At 72.7% G+C, this 17,744-nt stretch carries 12 protein-coding genes; 11 read left to right on the top strand and 1 reads right to left on the bottom strand.

Translation table 11 applies throughout. The annotated features are described in order from the left end of the window. Positions 1 to 62 precede the first annotated feature (62 nt). The 11 genes from BCL76_RS23605 to BCL76_RS23555 all read left to right on the top strand — a co-directional run bounded on the left by BCL76_RS23605 (position 63) and on the right by BCL76_RS23555 (position 16,425). The gene (locus tag BCL76_RS23605) at positions 63 to 2,168 is read left to right on the top strand and encodes an ATP-binding protein (protein ID WP_109781436.1); all 2,106 of its coding nucleotides are present in this window, start codon (positions 63 to 65) and stop codon (positions 2,166 to 2,168) included. A 140-nt stretch (positions 2,169 to 2,308) separates the two neighbouring features. Next, positions 2,309 to 3,889 carry a PucR family transcriptional regulator gene (locus tag BCL76_RS23600; RefSeq protein WP_109781435.1) on the top strand — a complete coding sequence of 527 codons (1,581 nt, stop codon included), beginning with the start codon at positions 2,309 to 2,311 and terminating at the stop codon, positions 3,887 to 3,889. A 216-nt stretch (positions 3,890 to 4,105) separates the two neighbouring features. Further along, positions 4,106 to 5,551 (top strand): aldehyde dehydrogenase family protein, encoded by a 1,446-nt coding sequence (locus BCL76_RS23595; RefSeq protein WP_109781434.1) that lies wholly within the window; start codon positions 4,106 to 4,108, stop codon positions 5,549 to 5,551. A gap of 231 nt (positions 5,552 to 5,782) precedes the next feature. Continuing rightward, the gene (locus BCL76_RS23590) at positions 5,783 to 7,723 is read left to right on the top strand and encodes an acyl-CoA dehydrogenase family protein (protein ID WP_109781433.1); all 1,941 of its coding nucleotides are present in this window, start codon (positions 5,783 to 5,785) and stop codon (positions 7,721 to 7,723) included. A gap of 91 nt (positions 7,724 to 7,814) precedes the next feature. Continuing rightward, entirely contained in the window at positions 7,815 to 9,143 is a 1,329-nt protein-coding gene (locus tag BCL76_RS23585) for a hypothetical protein (protein WP_109781432.1), read from the top strand. 21 nt (positions 9,144 to 9,164) lie between these two features. After that, on the top strand, positions 9,165 to 10,415 hold the full coding sequence (gene dxr / locus BCL76_RS23580; protein WP_109781647.1) for a 1-deoxy-D-xylulose-5-phosphate reductoisomerase: 1,251 nt from the start codon (positions 9,165 to 9,167) through the stop codon (positions 10,413 to 10,415). After that, positions 10,412 to 11,713 (top strand): M50 family metallopeptidase, encoded by a 1,302-nt coding sequence (locus tag BCL76_RS23575; RefSeq protein WP_109781431.1) that lies wholly within the window; start codon positions 10,412 to 10,414, stop codon positions 11,711 to 11,713. The genes dxr and BCL76_RS23575 overlap by 4 nt, the downstream gene beginning before the upstream one ends. Positions 11,714 to 11,887: 174 nt before the next feature. After that, complete coding sequence (gene ispG, locus BCL76_RS23570; protein ID WP_109781430.1) at positions 11,888 to 13,045, top strand: flavodoxin-dependent (E)-4-hydroxy-3-methylbut-2-enyl-diphosphate synthase; 1,158 nt, start codon at positions 11,888 to 11,890, stop codon at positions 13,043 to 13,045. Between the two features lie 154 nt (positions 13,046 to 13,199). Further along, entirely contained in the window at positions 13,200 to 14,042 is an 843-nt protein-coding gene (locus tag BCL76_RS23565) for a GNAT family N-acetyltransferase (protein WP_109781429.1), read from the top strand. 100 nt (positions 14,043 to 14,142) lie between these two features. Further along, positions 14,143 to 14,685 (top strand): GNAT family N-acetyltransferase, encoded by a 543-nt coding sequence (locus tag BCL76_RS23560; RefSeq protein WP_181382686.1) that lies wholly within the window; start codon positions 14,143 to 14,145, stop codon positions 14,683 to 14,685. 42 nt (positions 14,686 to 14,727) lie between these two features. Then, positions 14,728 to 16,425: a proline--tRNA ligase gene (locus tag BCL76_RS23555; RefSeq protein WP_109781428.1), complete on the top strand. Its 1,698-nt coding sequence runs from the start codon at positions 14,728 to 14,730 to the stop codon at positions 16,423 to 16,425. Between the two features lie 330 nt (positions 16,426 to 16,755). Here the strand turns inward: BCL76_RS23555 and BCL76_RS23545 are convergent, their stop codons facing one another. Continuing rightward, complete coding sequence (locus tag BCL76_RS23545; RefSeq protein ID WP_258309865.1) at positions 16,756 to 17,715, bottom strand: slipin family protein; 960 nt, start codon at positions 17,713 to 17,715, stop codon at positions 16,756 to 16,758. Between the last annotated feature and the right edge of the window lie 29 nt (positions 17,716 to 17,744).

Here is a 17,744-nt window from a genome sequence, read left to right as displayed (position 1 = left end):
GCCGGCGCCGGGCAACTACATTGAGCGACGCAGCGCAGGCACGGGCAGGGGGCAGGGGTTTCATGGACACCGACGGCACGCACGAGACGCGCCCACCCCGGGCCGGGCACGTCCCGAGACCGGCCGCCCCGCCGACCCCGAGCCTCCCCCCGAAGCCCTCGCACACGCCGACGGCCGGCCCGACGCTGGGCGACTGGCTGCGTCACCCGCGCTCCTCGGACGGGCCGGGCGTATGGACCTACGGGCATGTGCCGCGTGCGGCCGAGGAGCCCGAGGAGACACCCACCCGCCAACTCATCAGCGGGGCCCTGATCTCGCTGCTCGCGGGGCTGCTGCTCTGGTCCCTGCTGTGGAACGGCTACCTCGGTGCGTTCTGGCTGTGGCCCCTCTACATGTTCACGCCGGACTCCTGGGCCGGAACGCTTCCCTCCGTCGTGGCCTCCTACATCTGGTACGCCATCGTCGTCACCGTCCTGCTGATCGGCTTCGGGCGTCTCGGCCGCTGGCCCGAACTGGGCCGCCGACTCCTCGGCAGCCGCGCCCTGCGCGCCGTGCAGCCCGCGCACCCCGCCGACGCCGCCCGCCCCGAGGCGGGCGGTCCGGACGATCCCGCTCGGTGGCCGCAGTTGCGGGGGGCCGGGCTCGGGGAGGTGGCCGAGCGGTTGGAGGCGGAGGCCGGGGGCGGGCGGATGAACGACGTCGACTACACCCGGATCCGCCGTGCGTGGGACTCCGTGCGCGTCGACCCCTCGCGCATGCGGGCCTTCGCCGACGCCGTGCGCGACAAGGGCGCCGGGGCCTGCGCGCACCCGTCCGGGGCCCGGGACCTGCCCGTGCGGGCCGCCCGGCACGATCTGCTCGCCCGCCAGGTGCTGCTCGGCACCGTGGAGGACGGCACCCGCAACCCCTACTCCCGCCGCGGCACCGCCCTCGCCCTCGACCCCGACGTGCTCGGTACCTCCCTGCTCGCCGTCGGGCCCTCCGGCACCGGCAAGACCCGGCAGCTGGTGCGGCCCGTCGTCGAGTCGCTCTCGCTCCAGGCCCTCGCCGGCCAGGCCGCCGTCGTCGCCGTCGGAGCCGCCGGCGCCCAGCTCGGCCCCGACGCCGCCTTCGACGTCGTGGTCCGGGTCGGCGACCCCGCCTCCGTCTACGACCTCGACCTCTACGGCGGCGCCACCGACCCCGACGAGGCCGCCACCCTGCTCGCCGAGGCCTTCGTCGGAGACGTCCCCGGGATCGACGTACGCCGGGCCGCCACCGCCCTCGCCCAGCTCCTCGGCCCGTTCCGCGCGGCGTACGAGCGCTTCCCGGCCGTACCCGAGCTGCGAGAGCTGCTCGACGGTCTCCCCACCGCCTTCGACGCCCTGCGCCGCGACCTCGCCGGGCAGCACGCCATGCTGCGCGAGCTCGACGCCCGGGCCCGCCAGCACGGCGCCCCCGCCGACCCCGGCCCGGCCCTCGCCGACCGGGTGGCCCTGCTGGACCGACCCGCCTTCGCCGGCTTCTTCGACACCACCGGCCAGGGCCGACCGTTCTCGCTGCGCGCCCTGGAGCACCCGATCCGCGTCCGCGTGGACCTGCCCGAGCGCGGGCACGCCGACGCCTCCCGGATGCTGGCCCGGCTGCTGCTCGCCCAGTTCAACGCCGCCGCGGCCGCCCGCACCGACCGCTCCCTCTTCGCCTTACTCGCCTTCGACGACGCCTCCCACACCCTGACCGCCGGAACCGTGCGGGGCGTCCAGCGGCTGCGCTCGGCGCACGCGGGCGTGCTGCTCACGCTGCGCACGCTGGACGACGTACCGGAGGCACTGCGCACACCGCTGCTCGGGTCCGTCGGCTGCCGGATGGCCTTCTCCGGAGTCACCACCTGGGACGGCAAGCGGTTCGCCGAGGCCTGGGGCACGGAGTGGGTGGAGACGCGGGACGTCACCCACCGCACCGTCTTCGCCGACCAGCCGCTCACCCGCCTGATGCACTCCTTCCGCAAGCTCGTCACCGGCAAGGCCGTCACCACGGACGCGGTGACCGTGCGCCAGGTGGAGCGCGAGCGCTGGTCCGCCTCGGACCTGGCGCACGCCGTGCCGCCGGGGCACGCGGTGCTGTCGCTGACCTCGGTACGCGGGGAACGGGCGGCTCCGCTGCTGGTCCGCCTGGCCGGCACGTCCTGACCCGCACCCCGACCCGTACGAGGTGGCAGAATCGAGGGGAGTCGTTCGTACGACACGGCGAAATCCGCCGGCGGGCCCCCCTCCTTCCGCCGGCCGTCCTGCGCCCCGTCGCCCCCTCCCGCTAAGGCCACTGGTAACCGATGCCGCTCACCCTCGCCTCACTCGTCCAGCACTCGGCGCTCAAGCTCGGCGTCCGGGCGGGGGAGGGCCGCCTCGACACCCCGGTGCGCTGGGCCCACGTCAGTGAGCTCGCCGACCCCGTCCCCTACATGGAGGGCGGGGAGCTGCTCCTGATCACCGCGATGAAGCTGGACGCGGGGGACCCCGAGGAGATGCGGGCCTACGTACGTCGCCTCGCCGCGGCCGGGGTCGTCGGCATCGGCTTCGCGATCGGGGTCAACTACGAGGAGATCCCCGAGGCGCTGGTCGAGGCCGCGCGGACCGAGGACATGCCGCTGCTGGAGGTACCCCGGCGGACCCCCTTCCTGGCGATCAGCAAGGCCGTCTCCGCGGCCCTGGCGGCGGACCAGTACCGGGCCGTGACCGCCGGATTCGAGGCCCAGCGGGAGCTGACGCGCGCCGCGCTCTCCGTCGACGGCCCCACCGAACTGCTGGTGAAACTGGCCGCGCACGTCCACGGCTGGGCCGCCCTCTACGACACCTCGGGCGCGGTCGTCGCGGCCGCACCCGACTGGGCCGCGCGCCGCGCCGCCCGGCTCACCCCCGACGTGGAACGGCTGCGCGAGCGCCCGGCGCCCGCGAGCGCCGTGGTCGGCGGCTCCGAGGACCGCGTCGAACTCCAGTCCCTCGGTACGGGCCGGCGGGCGCGCGGCGCGCTCGCCGTCGGTACCGCGGCCCCGCTGGGCACGGCCGAGCGGTACGCCGTCCACTCCGCCGTCGCGCTGCTCACCCTCACCACCGAGCGCTCGCGCTCCCTGCACGACGCCGAGTCCCGGCTCGGGGCGGCGGTGCTACGGATGCTGCTCGCGGGTGAGGCGGACCATGCGCGGTCCGTGGCCGGGGACCTGTACGGGGCCCTGCTGGAGGCACCGTTCCGGATCGTCGTGGCCGAGCCGGCCCTGGCGGGGACCGCCCGACCCGAGGGCTTGGCGCTGCTGTCCGACGCCGTGGAGTCGGCCGCGGCCCGGACCGGTGAGGCGCTGCTCGTGGTCCCGGAGGCGGGCCGGCTGGTGGTCCTGGCCGCCGACGGGGGCTCGGCCGTACAGGCGTGCGTGGACCACGCCGAGGTCCTGGAGGCGCGGCGCGGCCGGGACACGGCCGGACCGGAGCCGGACGAGCTGGTGGTCGGCCTGTCCGCGCCGGCCGGACCGGGTGGTGTGGCGGCGGCCCTCAAGCAGGCCGACCAGGCGCTCGCCGTGGCCCGGCGCCGTGGCCGGCCGATGGTGGAGCACGAGGACATGGCGGCGGGCTCGGTCCTGCCGCTGCTGGCCGACGACGCCGTACGGGCCTTCGCGGACGGCACCCTGCGCGCCCTGCGGGAGCACGACGCCACCGGGCGCGGTGACCTGGTGGCCTCGCTCCAGGCCTGGCTCTCCCGCCACGGGCAGTGGGACGCGGCCGCCGCCGATCTCGGCGTGCACCGGCACACCCTGCGCTACCGGATGAAGCGGGTCGAGGAGATCCTCGGCCGCTCCCTGGAGGACCCGGACGTGCGCATGGAGCTGTGGCTCGCCCTCAAGGCCACCGCGAACCCGTCCTGAACCGACCGCGCCCGTCGAACCGACCCCGGCCGCACGACGGCGCAAGCACGACGGCGCAAGCAGGACGGCGCAGGCCCGTCCGGCGTTCGGACAGTGACAAAGCGGCGAAGCGCGACGACCCGCCGCTCCATGAGGGACAAACGCCGAAACCCCGACGGAGTTCTACGGTGGAGGGGTCAGGACCCACCGCACACTCTCGAAGGGCCGGGATTCGCCATGACTTCCACCCACGCCTTCTGGCTCGCCGGCCGCCAGGCCACCGGCGAGGACAGCTTCGACGTCCACTCCCCGTGGGACGGCCGCCTGGTCGGCACGGTCAGCGTGCCCACCGACGAGCAGGTCGAAGAAGCCGTGGCCGCGGCGTACGCCGTGACGGCGGAGTTCTCCGCGACCCCCGCCCACGTACGCGCCGCCGCCCTGGACCACGTGTCCAAGCGGCTCGCCGAGCGCACCGAAGAGATCGCCCAGCTGATCTCCGCCGAGAACGGCAAGCCCGTCAAGTGGGCCCGCGGCGAGGTCGGCCGTGCGGTGTCCGTGTTCCGCTTCGCCGCCGAAGAGGCCCGCCGCTTCAACGGCGGAGAGGCCCAGCGCCTGGACACCGACGCCGGTGGTGTCGGCCGCCTCGCGCTGACCCGCCGCTTCGTCAAGGGCCCGGTCCTCGGCATCGCGCCGTTCAACTTCCCGCTGAACCTGTGCGCCCACAAGGTGGCCCCGGCCATCGCCGTCGGCGCGCCGATCATCCTCAAGCCCGCCCCCGCCACGCCCCTCTCCGGGCTGATCCTGGGTGAGCTGCTCGCCGAGACCGACCTCCCGGCCGGCTCCTGGTCGGTCCTGCCGGTCGCCAACGAGAAGATGCCGGCCCTGGTCAAGGACGAGCGACTGCCCGTCATCTCCTTCACCGGTTCCGACACCGTGGGCTACGCCATCCAGCAGTCGGTGCCCCACAAGCACTGCACCCTGGAGCTCGGCGGCAACGCCGCGGCCGTCGTCCTGGACGACTGGTCCTCCGAGGCCGACCTCGACTGGGCCGCGACCCGCATCGCGACCTTCTCGAACTACCAGGCCGGCCAGTCCTGCATCTCCGTGCAGCGCGTGATCGCCGACGCCTCCGTCTACGACCGCCTCGTCGAGAAGGTCGTCGAGAAGGTCCAGGCGCAGGTCACCGGCGACCCGACCGACGACGCCACCGACGTCGGCCCGCTGGTCTCCCAGGCCGCCGCCGAGCGCGTCGAGTCCTGGGTCGACGAGGCCGTCTCCGCCGGCGCCAAGCTGCTCACCGGTGGCAAGCGCGCGGGTGCCTCGTACGAGCCCACCGTCCTGGCCCACGTGCCGGACGGCGTCAAGCTCGCCACCGAGGAGGTCTTCGGGCCGGTCCTGACGCTGAAGAAGGTCGAGAACGTCGACGAGGCCTTCGCCGCGGTCAACGACTCGAAGTTCGGTCTGCAGACCGGCGTCTTCACCCGCAACGTGCAGACCGCGTTCCGCGCCCACCGCGAGCTCGAGGTCGGCGGTGTGATCATCGGCGACGCGCCGTCCTACCGCGCCGACCAGATGCCGTACGGCGGCGTCAAGCAGTCCGGTGTGGGCCGCGAGGGCGTCCGCTACGCGATGGACGACTACACGTACGAGCGGGTCCTGGTCCTGACCGGCCTCGACATCTGATCTCGTACCGCCCGAAAGCCGACGGCCGGAGCCCACTGTGCGGGGGCTCCGGCCGTCCCCCTTTTCCGGCCCGGGCCCGGTGCCCGGACCGACGCGTGCGGCAGCCGCGGCCGCCGGTTCCCCCGATCGGACCGTCCCGGCTTTTCCGGCGGGGCCGGACGGGGTACGACTCACAAGTAGCACCGGCTGGTAATCCGGTGAACCGACTTCGGCGGCGAGGTGAGTCCCCGCATGTCCGCAACACAGCCCGCACAGCCCAAGGTGACCGAGCGCGAGGCCCGGCAGGTCGCGGAGGCGGCCCGGGAACAGGACTGGCGCAAGCCCAGTTTCGCCAAGGAACTCTTCCTGGGGCGCTTCCGGCTCGACCTGATCCACCCCCATCCGCTGCCCGCCGACGAGGACGTCCGGCGGGGCGAGGCCTTCCTGGCCCGGCTGCGGGAGTTCTGCGAGACCTCGATCGACGGGGCCCTCATCGAGCGCGAGGCCAAGATCCCCGACGAGACCGTGCGCGGCCTCAAGGAACTCGGCGCCCTCGGCATGAAGATCGACCCCAAGTACGGCGGGCTCGGTCTCACCCAGGTCTACTACAACAAGGCACTGGCCCTCGTCGGCTCGGTCAGCCCGGCCATCGGGGCCCTGCTCTCCGCGCACCAGTCGATCGGCGTGCCCCAGCCGCTGAAGATGTTCGGCACGCAGGAGCAGAAGGACGCCTACCTGCCCCGCTGCGCCACCACCGCCATCAGCGCCTTCCTGCTCACCGAGCCCGACGTGGGCTCCGACCCGGCGCGCCTGGCGACCATGGCGGTCCCGGACGGGGACGACTACGTGCTCGACGGGGTGAAGCTGTGGACGACCAACGGGGTCGTCGCGGACCTCCTCGTCGTGATGGCCCGCGTACCGAAGTCCGACAACCACCGCGGCGGGATCACCGCCTTCGTCGTCGAGGCGGACTCGCCGGGCATCACCGTCGAGCACCGCAACGCCTTCATGGGCCTGCGCGGCCTGGAGAACGGCGTCACCCGCTTCCACCGGGTCCGGGTCCCCGCGGCCCAGCGCATCGGCGCCGAGGGTGCCGGGCTCAAGATCGCCCTGACCACGCTCAACACCGGCCGGCTGTCCCTGCCCGCCATGTGCGTCGGCGCCGGCAAATGGTGCCTGAAGATCGCCCGCGAGTGGTCCGGCGTCCGCGAGCAGTGGGGCCGGCCCGTCGCGAAGCACGAGGCGGTCGGCGCGAAGATCTCCTTCATCGCCGCCACCACCTTCGCCCTCGAAGCGGTCGTCGACCTCGCCTCCCAGATGGCCGACGAGGACCGCAACGACATCCGCATCGAGGCCGCCCTCGCCAAGCTCTACGGCTCCGAGATGGCCTGCCTGATGGCCGACGAACTCGTCCAGATCCGCGGCGGGCGCGGCTTCGAGACCGCCGAGTCCCTCGCCGCCCGCGGCGAACGCGCCGTCCCCGCCGAGCAGATGCTCCGTGACCTGCGCATCAACCGGATCTTCGAGGGCTCCACCGAGATCATGCACCTGCTGATCGCCCGCGAAGCCGTCGACGCCCACCTCTCGGTGGCGGGCGACCTCATCGACCCGGAGAAGGCGCTCGGGGACAAGGCCAAGGCCGGAGCCCGCGCCGCCGGGTTCTACGCCCGCTGGCTGCCCAAGCTCGCCACCGGCCCCGGCCAGGTACCCGGCACCTACCGCGCCTTCCACCCGGGCGGCCACCCCGACCTCTCCACCCACCTGCGCTACGTGGAACGCAGCGCACGCAAACTCGCCCGCTCCACCTTCTACGCCATGTCCCGCTGGCAGGGCCGGATGGAGACCAAGCAGGGCTTCCTCGGCCGGATCGTCGACATCGGCGCCGAACTCTTCGCGATGAGCGCGGCCTGCGTCCGCGCCGAGCACCTGCGCGCCACCGGCGCCCACGGCCGCGAGGCCTACCAGCTGGCCGACGCCTTCTGCGAGCAGTCCCGGCTGCGCGTCGAGGAACTCTTCGGCCGGCTCTGGTCCAACACCGACGACCTCGACCGCAAGGTGGTCGCGGGCGTGCTGTCCGGCACCTACGCCTGGCTGGAGGAGGGCGTCCTCGACCCCTCCGGCGACGGCCCCTGGATCGCGGACGCGACACCCGGACCCTCGACCCAGAAAAACGCCCACCGCCCCATCCGCTGACCTGCGATCATCGCCGGACGTCGGACAGACGTACGAGGATGAGTACGAGTACTGGTACGCGTACGAGCACAGCGCGAGGCGGACGAGAACGATGTCGACGGCCGAGGAAGACCGCACCAGCCGACGGCTGGCCTGGTGCGTGGCGCACCTGCTGCGCCACGCACCGGACCACGTCGTCACCGACATGATCGGCAGGCTGGACGACCCCACCCGCAAATACCTGTGCCGGGACGAATGGCTGTCGGCCGGGACGGTCACCCTGCTGCTGCGCCACGGCGGCCCGGCCGACCGGACCTTCATCGCGCGCAACCCCCGGGTCGTGGGCCGGCCGCTGCCCGGCCTGCCCGGACCCGCCCGCTACGCCCGCCGCCGCACACCCCCCGAACGCCTGCCGGTGCTCCGCGCCGAGCTCGGCAGGGACCCCGCCGAGGAACCGCTCGACACGGCCGAGCTCGTCGGCCTGCTGCGCCGGCACGGCCGGCGCGGCCCGCGGGTCCCCCTGGACATCCTGGCGCTGCCCCACCACCCGGACCCGGAGCAGCTGCTCGCCGAGCACCTGCGCGAGCCGCTGCCGACCGGCTCGGTCGAGGCCCTGCTGCTCGTCGCCGATCTGCCGCTGGAGACCGTCCACGCCTTCCTGGCCGCCCCGGCGGGTCCGTCGGACGGGCGCTCCTGGCACCGACCCGCCGTCCGCGCCGTGCGGATGGGCCGGGTCACCCACGAGGAACTCGTCACCCACATCGCCCCCGCGTACCGGACCCTGCTGCTCGCCCGCCTCCCCGACACCGACGGCCTGCGCTGGACCCTGCCCGAACAGGCCGGCATGCAGAGCGCCGTCCTGCGGGCCCTGCGCCCGCTGGGGGACGACCCCCGCCTGTGGGCGGAACTGCTGCGGCACGCCCCCGGCCACCGGGGCCCGCTGCCCGAGCTGGTCGCCGCCCTCGTCGACGGCACCGTGCCCGAGGCGGTCGACGCGGGTGAGCCCGGCCCCGACCTCGTGCGCGCCGTACGCCACCTGACGCCGACGGCCGGCGAACCCTACGGGGGCGTGGAGCGCGAGCTGGCCCTGACCAGCCTCGCCGTGCCGATGGACAGCGTCCGGGAGGACATCCGCTGGGTGCGCGACTGCCTCGACCGCGGCCTGCTCACCGGCCACGACGTGATCCGGCACAAGCTTCCCGCCTGCTGGGCCCTGGACCAGGACCACTGGCTGGGCGACGTGGACCATCCCGACCGGCACGACCGCCCCGCGGCCGTCCTCGCCTCCCACGCCGAGGCCGACCAGCTGCTGGCCCTCGCCCTCGACGAGGACCCCGAAGCCTGGTGGAACGTGGCCCGTACGCTCCCGGAGTTCGCCGGAACGCTCCCGCACCTGCTTCTGCGGGTAACGGAAGGGGGCTCCGTGTCCGGCCGCTCGTGACTTGCGGCAACAATGGGGGGCATGAGCGACCGCCCAGCCCCCCTCGCCGACCCGCACCTCCTCTTCGACCCCGCGGCCGGCCTCCGGGACATCGTCATCCTCGGGTCCACCGGGTCCATCGGGACCCAGGCCATCGACCTCGCCCTGCGCAACCCGGACCGGTTCAAGGTCACCGCGCTGTCCGCCGCCGGAGGGCGGGTGGAGCTGCTGGCCGAGCAGGCCCGGCAGCTGCGGGTCCAGACCGTGGCCGTGGCCCGCGAGGACGTCGTACCGGCCCTGAAAGAGGCGCTGAGCGCCCAGTACGGTGCCGAGCCGCTGCCCGAGATCCTGGCCGGTCCGGACGCCGCGGCCGAACTCGCCGCCTCCGAGTGCCACACCGTCCTCAACGGAATCACCGGTTCCATCGGCCTCGCGCCGACCCTCGCCGCACTGCGGGCGGGCCGGACCCTGGCCCTGGCCAACAAGGAGTCGCTGATCGTCGGCGGCCCGCTGGTCAAGGCCCTCGCGAAGCCCGGCCAGATCATCCCCGTGGACTCCGAGCACGCCGCGCTCTTCCAGGCGCTCGCCGCCGGCACCCGGGCCGACGTCCGCAAGCTCGTGGTGACCGCCTCCGGCGGCCCCTTCCGCGGCCGCACCCGCGCCGAGCTGGCAAAGGTCACCGTCGCGGACGCGCTCGCCCACCCCACCTGGGCCATGGGCCCGGTGATCACCGTCAACTCCGCGACCCTGGTCAACAAGGGACTGGAGGTCATCGAGGCGCACCTGCTCTACGACATCCCCTTCGACCGCATCGAGGTCGTGGTCCATCCGCAGTCCTACGTGCACTCGATGGTGGAGTTCACCGACGGTTCCACGCTCGCCCAGGCCACCCCGCCGGACATGGGCGGCCCCATCGCGATCGGCCTCGGTTGGCCCCAGCGGGTCCCGGACGCGGCCCCCGCCTTCGACTGGACCAAGGCGTCCACCTGGGAGTTCTTCCCGCTGGACACCGAGGCCTTCCCCTCGGTGGGCCTCGCCCGGCACGTGGGCACCCTCGGCGGCACCGCCCCGGCCGTCTTCAACGCGGCCAACGAGGAGTGCGTGGAAGCATTCCTGGCAGGTCGGCTGCCGTTCACAGCAATCATGGATACGGTCTCTGCCGTGGTCGATGAGCACGGGACACCTGAGTCGGGAACCTCCCTGACGGTCCAGGACGTCCTAGAAGCAGAGGCCTGGGCCAGGGCCCGGGCGCGGGAGATGGCGGCTCGGGCCGCCGCGGAGGCGCGCGCATGACACTACTGATGACGGTGCTCGGGGTCGTGGTCTTCGCGGTCGGCCTGCTGGTCTCCATCGCCTGGCACGAGCTGGGGCACCTCTCCACGGCCAAGATCTTCGGCATTCGCGTGCCGCAGTACATGGTGGGCTTCGGGCCGACCGTCTGGTCGCGAAGGAAGGGCGAGACCGAGTACGGGATCAAGGCCATCCCCATGGGCGGCTACATCCGCATGATCGGGATGTTCCCGCCCGGCGAGGACGGCAAGGTCACCGCCCGCTCCACCTCGCCGTTCCGGTCGATGATCGAGGACGCGCGCTCGGCCGCGTACGAGGAGCTCCAGCCCGGGGACGACGACCGGCTCTTCTACACGCGCAAGCCGTGGAAGCGCGTGATCGTGATGTTCGCCGGGCCGTTCATGAACCTCGTCCTGGCCGTGGCGATCTTCCTCACGACCCTGATGACCTTCGGGCTCAACACCCAGACCACCTCGGTCGCCACCGTCTCGGACTGCGTCATCCAGCAGAGCGAGAAGCGCGACAAGTGCGCCCCCGCGGACCCGGCCGCCCCCGCCAAGGCGGCGGGCCTGAAGGCGGGCGACAAGATCGTCGCCTTCGACGGCCGTGCGGTCGGCGACTGGTCCGCCCTGCAGAAGGACATCCGCGCCACCGTCGGACCCGCCACGATCACCGTGGAGCGGGCCGGCGAGCGGATCGACCTCAAGGCGAACCTCATCGAGAACAAGGTCGCCAAGACGGACGGCAGCGGCCGGTACGTCAAGGACGAGTACGTCACCGCGGGCTTCCTCGGTTTCGCCCCCGCCTCCGGCTACGTCCCGCAGTCCTTCGGCCAGTCCGTCGACCGCATGGGCGAGATGATGCAGGCCGGCGTGGAGTCGCTGGTCGCACTTCCCTCCAAGGTCCCGGACCTGTGGAACGCGGCCTTCAACGGGGCCGAGCGCAAGCAGGACAGCCCGATGGGCGTCGTCGGCGCGGCGCGGGTCAGCGGTGAGATCTTCACGCTCGACATCCCCGCCCAGCACCAGCTGGTCTTCTTCCTCAACCTGCTGGCCGGCTTCAACCTCTCGCTGTTCCTGTTCAACATGCTGCCGCTGCTCCCGCTCGACGGCGGGCACATCGCCGGCGCCCTGTGGGAATCGCTCCGGCGCACCGTCGCCCGGGTCTTCCGGCGCCCCGACCCCGGCCCGTTCGACGTGGCGAAGCTGATGCCCGTCGCGTACGTGGTCGCGGGTCTGTTCATCTGCTTCACCCTGCTGGTGATGGTCGCGGACGTGGTGAACCCGATCAAGATCACCTAGTTTGCGGGGGCTCTACCCCAGCACCACGGGAGCCGGGCACGGATCGTGCTCGGCTCCCTACGTTCGGGTGGCACACCCCTCGGATGCACGGGCCGCGCCGTGGTTGGCGTAATCTCGAAGCCTGGAGCCCGCCGATCTCGGGACCTTGATCCACACCTTGGGGTTGCACAGCAGATGACTGCCATCTCTCTCGGAATGCCGGCCGTGCCGACGAAGCTTGCCGACCGCAGGGTCAGCCGCAAGATCCAGGTCGGCAAGGTGGCCGTCGGCGGCGACGCACAGATCTCCGTGCAGTCGATGACGACGACCAGGACCTCCGACATCGGGGCGACGCTCCAGCAGATCGCCGAGCTCACGGCCTCCGGCTGCGACATCGTCCGCGTGGCGTGCCCGACGCAGGACGACGCCGACGCGCTCGCCGTGATCGCCAAGAAGTCGCAGATCCCGGTCATCGCCGACATCCACTTCCAGCCCAAGTACGTGTTCGCCGCGATCGACGCCGGCTGCGCCGCGGTCCGGGTGAACCCGGGCAACATCAAGCAGTTCGACGACAAGGTCAAGGAGATCGCGAAGGCCGCGAACGAGACGCGCACCCCGATCCGCATCGGTGTGAACGCCGGCTCGCTCGACGCCCGCCTTCTCAAGAAGTACGGCAAGGCCACCCCCGAGGCGCTGGTCGAGTCCGCACTGTGGGAGGCCTCCCTCTTCGAGGAGCACGGCTTCGGCGACATCAAGATCTCGGTCAAGCACAACGACCCGGTCGTCATGGTCAACGCCTACCGCCAGCTCGCCGCCGCCTGCGACTACCCGCTGCACCTGGGCGTCACCGAGGCCGGCCCCGCCTTCCAGGGCACCATCAAGTCCGCCGTCGCCTTCGGCGCGCTGCTCTCCGAGGGCATCGGCGACACCATCCGCGTCTCCCTCTCCGCCCCGCCGGCGGAGGAGGTCAAGGTCGGCATCCAGATCCTGGAGTCGCTGAACCTCAAGCCGCGCCGCCTGGAGATCGTCTCCTGCCCGTCCTGCGGCCGCGCCCAGGTCGACGTCTACAAGCTGGCCGAGGAGGTCACGGCGGGCCTGGAGGGCATGGAGGTCCCGCTGCGCGTCGCGGTCATGGGCTGCGTCGTCAACGGCCCGGGCGAGGCCCGCGAGGCCGACCTCGGTGTCGCCTCCGGCAACGGCAAGGGCCAGATCTTCGTGAAGGGCGAGGTCATCAAGACCGTGCCCGAGTCGAGGATCGTGGAGACCCTCATCGAAGAGGCCATGAAGATCGCCGAGCAGATGGAGAAGGACGGCGTGATGAGCGGCGAGCCCACCGTCGCCATCGGCGTCTGATCGCTCCGAGAGATCCCGCACCATAAGGCGCCCCGGTGCCGTTCCCGCAGTTCGGGGGCGGGCCGGGGCTCTTTCGTGACCTCGGACGCGGCATCCCCGGGCGCCGCCGGGTACAGTGCGGAGATCAGCAGACTTGCATGGTGAGGCCCCAGTGTTGACGCAGACCACCACCCGGGTCCTTGAGCCCAGTGATCTCGACGCCGCGATGGAAATCCTCGGACGCGAGCCGGTCGAGAACGCCTTCGTCACCTCCCGGGTCCAGGTCGCCGGACTCGACCCCTGGCGCCTGGGCGGCGAGATGTGGGGTTGGTACGCCGACGGCGAGCTCCGCTCGCTGTGCTACGCGGGCGCCAATCTGGTCCCCGTCTGCGCCGGACCCGACGCCGTACGCGCCTTCGCCGACCGGGCCCGCCGCACCGGCCGCCGCTGCTCCTCCATCGTCGGCCCCGCCGAGGCCACCCGACTGCTGTGGCAGCTCCTGGAGCCCAGCTGGGGCCCGGCCCGCGAGGTCCGCTCCCACCAGCCGCTCATGGTTATCGAGCGCCCGTCCACCACGGTCGAGGCCGACCCGCAGGTCCGCCGGATCCGCAAGGACGAGATGGAGCTGATCATGCCCGCCTGCGTGGCCATGTTCACCGAGGAGGTCGGCATCTCACCGATGGCCGGTGACGGCGGGTTGCTCTACCAGGCCCGCGTCGCCGAGCTCGTCGCCGGTGGCCGCTCCTTCGCCCGCGTCGACGACGGCAAGGTCGTCTTCAAGGCCGAGATCGGCGCCGCCACCGCCCGCGCCTGCCAGATCCAGGGCGTGTGGGTGGACCCCGACTTCCGCGGCCTCGGCCACTCGGAGACCGGGATGGCCGCCGTCGTCGCCTACGCGCTGCGCGACGTCGCCCCCGTCGTCAGCCTCTACGTGAACGATTTCAACACCGCCGCCCGTGCGGCCTACCACCGCGTCGGCTTCCGCGAGGTCGGCGCGTTCATGAGCGTCCTCTTCTGAGACCCGGCTCCGACACCCGGCCGCACCCGATCCCGGCGGCGGGCCACTGACCCCGGCGGTGGCATTCCGGCAGCCCCGTACCGCGAAGTAAGGTCGCCGCATGCTGCCTTCCGGAGTCCGAATCGCTCCCCTCGACCTCGCCGCCCGCGTGGACGAGGCCCTGCGCGTGCAGGCCGTCGCCTTCGGCCTCAGCGAGGAGGAGGTCGGCATCCGGCGCTACATCGTCCAGCGCCACATGACCTGCCGCGGCGCCCGCGCCCTCGGGGCGTTCGCCGAGGACGGGGCGCTCACCGGATTCGTCTACGGGATGCCGAACGACCGCACCCACTGGTGGTCCACCATCGTCGAGCCCTACCTGCGCGCCGGCGGCCACGAGGACTGGCTCGACGGCTCCTTCGTGATCACCGAACTGCACGTCCACCCCGGCTTCCAGGGCCACGGCGTCGGCCGCGCCCTGATCACCACCATCACGGACGACGCGGCCGAGCCCCGCTCGATCCTCTCCGCCATCGACACCGAGAGCCCCGCACGCGGCCTCTACCGCGCCCTCGGCTACACCGACCTCGCCCGCCAGGTCCACTTCCCGAGCGCGAGCCTGCCGTACGCGGTCATGGGCGCCACCCTGCCGCTGACCAGGCGCTGAAACCGGTACCGCGGGCCGCCGGGCCCCCGGTAATCTCCCGACATGTCTACGCACCACGTACAGCGCATGTCCCGCCTCATGGCCAAGACCCTCCGCGAGGACCCGGCCGACGCCGAAACCCTCAGCCACCGGCTCCTGGTCCGCGCCGGCTACGTCCGGCGCAGCTCCGCCGGGGTGTGGACGTGGCTGCCGCTCGGCAAGCGGGTCCTGGACAACGTCTCGCGCGTCGTCCGCGAGGAGATGGACGCGATCGGGGCCCAGGAGGTGCTGCTCCCGGCCCTGCTGCCGAAGGAGCCGTACGAGGTCAGCGGACGCTGGTCGGAGTACGGCGACCTGCTGTTCCGGCTGAAGGACCGCAAGGGCGCGGACTACCTGCTCGGGCCCACCCACGAGGAGATCTTCACCCTCGTCGTGAAGGACCAGTGCACCTCCTACAAGGACCTGCCGGTCATGCTCTACCAGATCCAGACCAAGTACCGCGACGAGGCGCGGCCCCGGTCCGGGGTGCTGCGCGGGCGCGAGTTCCAGATGAAGGACTCCTACTCCTTCGACGTGTCCGACGAGGGGCTGGCGGAGTCCTACCGGCTCCACCGCGAGGCGTACGTCCGCATCTTCGAGCGGCTCGGCCTGGACCACCGGATCGTGTCGGCCGTCTCGGGCGCGATGGGCGGCTCGGCGTCCGAGGAGTTCCTGGCTCCGGCCGAGGCGGGCGAGGACACCTTCGCGGACTGCCCGTCCTGCGACTACGCGGCGAACACGGAGGCCGTGACCTTCGCCCTGGCCCCGGTGTCGGCCGAACACCCGGCGCTGGAGGAGGTGGACACCCCGGACACCCCGACGATCGAGACCCTGGCCGCGCACCTGGGCGTACCCGCCTCCGCGACGCTCAAGAACCTCCTGGTCAAGGTCGACGGGGAGATCACGGCCGTGGGTGTGCCGGGCGACCGTGAGGTGGACCTCGGCAAGCTCGGCGAGCATCTGGCCCCCGCCGTCGTGGAGTTGGTGACGGCCGAGGACTTCGAGGGCCGCCCGGACCTGGTACGCGGCTACGTGGGCCCGCAGGGTCTGGACAAGGTCCGCTACCTGGCCGACCCCCGCGTCGCGCCCGGCACTTCATGGGTGACGGGGGCCAACCGGGCGGACACGCACGCCCGGAACGTCGTCTGCGGGCGGGACTTCGAGGTGGACCGGTACCTGGACGTGGTGGTCGTGGAGCCGGGCGACCCCTGCCCGTCCTGCGGTGCGGGGCTGAAGCTCGACCGGGCGATCGAGATCGGGCACATCTTCCAACTGGGCCGCAAGTACGCGGACGCCTTCGGGCTGGACGTGCTGGGCCGCGAGGGCAAGCCGGTCCGGGTCACGATGGGCTCGTACGGCATCGGCGTCTCCCGTGCGGTGGCGGCGCTGGCCGAGCAGACGGCGGACGAGCGCGGTCTGTGCTGGCCCGCGGCGGTGGCCCCGGCCGACGTCCACGTGGTGGCGGCGGGCAAGGCGGTTCCGCTCGCGCTGGCGGAGGAGGCGGCGACGGCCCTGGCCGCGGCGGGACTGCGGGTCCTGCTGGACGACCGGCCCGGCCTGTCGCCCGGCGTGAAGCTCACGGACGCGGAACTGATCGGCGTGCCGTGGATCCTGGTGGCCGGCCGCCGCTCCGCCGACGGCGTGGTCGAACTCCAGGACCGAGCCACGGGCACCCGCGAGGAACTCCCCCTGACGGAAGCCCTGTCCCGCCTGACGCCGTAGCACCGACCGCGCGAGGCCGGATTGCGCGGGGCGCGATTTCAGCCTTGCCGGCCTTCGAGGCGCGGGGTCCGGGCAGCGCCCGGGAAACGGCGAAAGGGCGGGGCGGGGGAGACGACCTGGTGCCGTGCCGGGCGTCGCGACCCGGTGAACCTCCCCGGTCACAGCACCAGGCCGTCTCTTCCGGATCGTGTCGGCCGAGCCCGCGGCGTCCGGTGCCGTGCCCGGCAAGGCGGAGGGGCGCCCGTGTACCGGACGTACTCGGTCGCCCCGACAACGCGGCCGGGTGCGGTGCCGGGCGTCGCCGGCCCGGCAAGATCCGGAAGAGACGGCCTAGTCGCGCAGCCCGTCCCGCTCCTCCTGCGGTGGGGCCGCGTCCAGCATCAGGCCGTCCGCCGCGCCGTCGAGCGCGTCCGCGGCGGCGGCCGGGTCGAGCACGGCGGCATGCGCGTCGGCGACCTCGGCCGGCCCGGGGCCTTCGGAAGCCGGGCCGGCCGGGGCCGGTTCCTCCCGCGCGGGCGCCGCCGCCGGCGGTGGAACCGCGCGCTCGAGAAAGCGCAACAGCTCCACCGGGAAAGGCAGCACCAGCGTGGAGTTCTTCTCGGCGGCGACCGCCACGATCGTGTGCAGCAGGCGCAACTGCAGCGCCGCCGGCTGCTCCGACATGACCTCCGCCGCCTCGGCGAGCTTGTGCGAGGCCTGCAGCTCCGCGTCCGCGTTGATCACGCGCGCCCGGCGCTCCCGGTCCGCCTCCGCCTGCCGGGCCATCGACCGCTTCATCGTCTCCGGCAGCGAGACGTCCTTGATCTCGACCCGGTCGATCTGCACGCCCCAGCCGACCGCCGGGCTGTCGATCATCAGCTCCAGCCCTTGGTTGAGCATCTCCCGGTTGGACAGCAGATCGTCCAGGTCGGACTTGCCGATGATCGACCGCAGCGAGGTCTGTGCCATCTGCGAGACGGCGAATCGGTAGTCCTCCACCGCCACGATCGCGCTCGCCGGGTCGACGACCTTGAAGTACACGACCGCGTCCACCCGCACCGTGACGTTGTCCCGGGTGATGCCCTCCTGCGCGGGCACCGGCAGCGTCACGATCTGCATGTTGACCTTACGGAGCCGATCCACGAACGGGACGATCGTCGTGAAGCCGGGCCCGCGGACCTCCTCGCGCAGCCTGCCGAAGCGGAAGACCAGGCCCCGCTCGTACTGCTTCACCACCCGGGCCGCGGCGCCCACGTAGACCACGGCGGCCGCACCCGTGGCGATCGCCGCTGTCAGCAGTTCTTCGACCATGACGGCCCCCTGCCGGACATACCTCGATA

Origin of the sequence: Streptomyces sp. CG 926 (genome assembly GCF_003148825.1) — a bacterium.
Lineage (GTDB): Bacteria > Actinomycetota > Actinomycetes > Streptomycetales > Streptomycetaceae > Streptomyces.
This window is presented reverse-complemented; position numbering and strand designations above follow the sequence as displayed.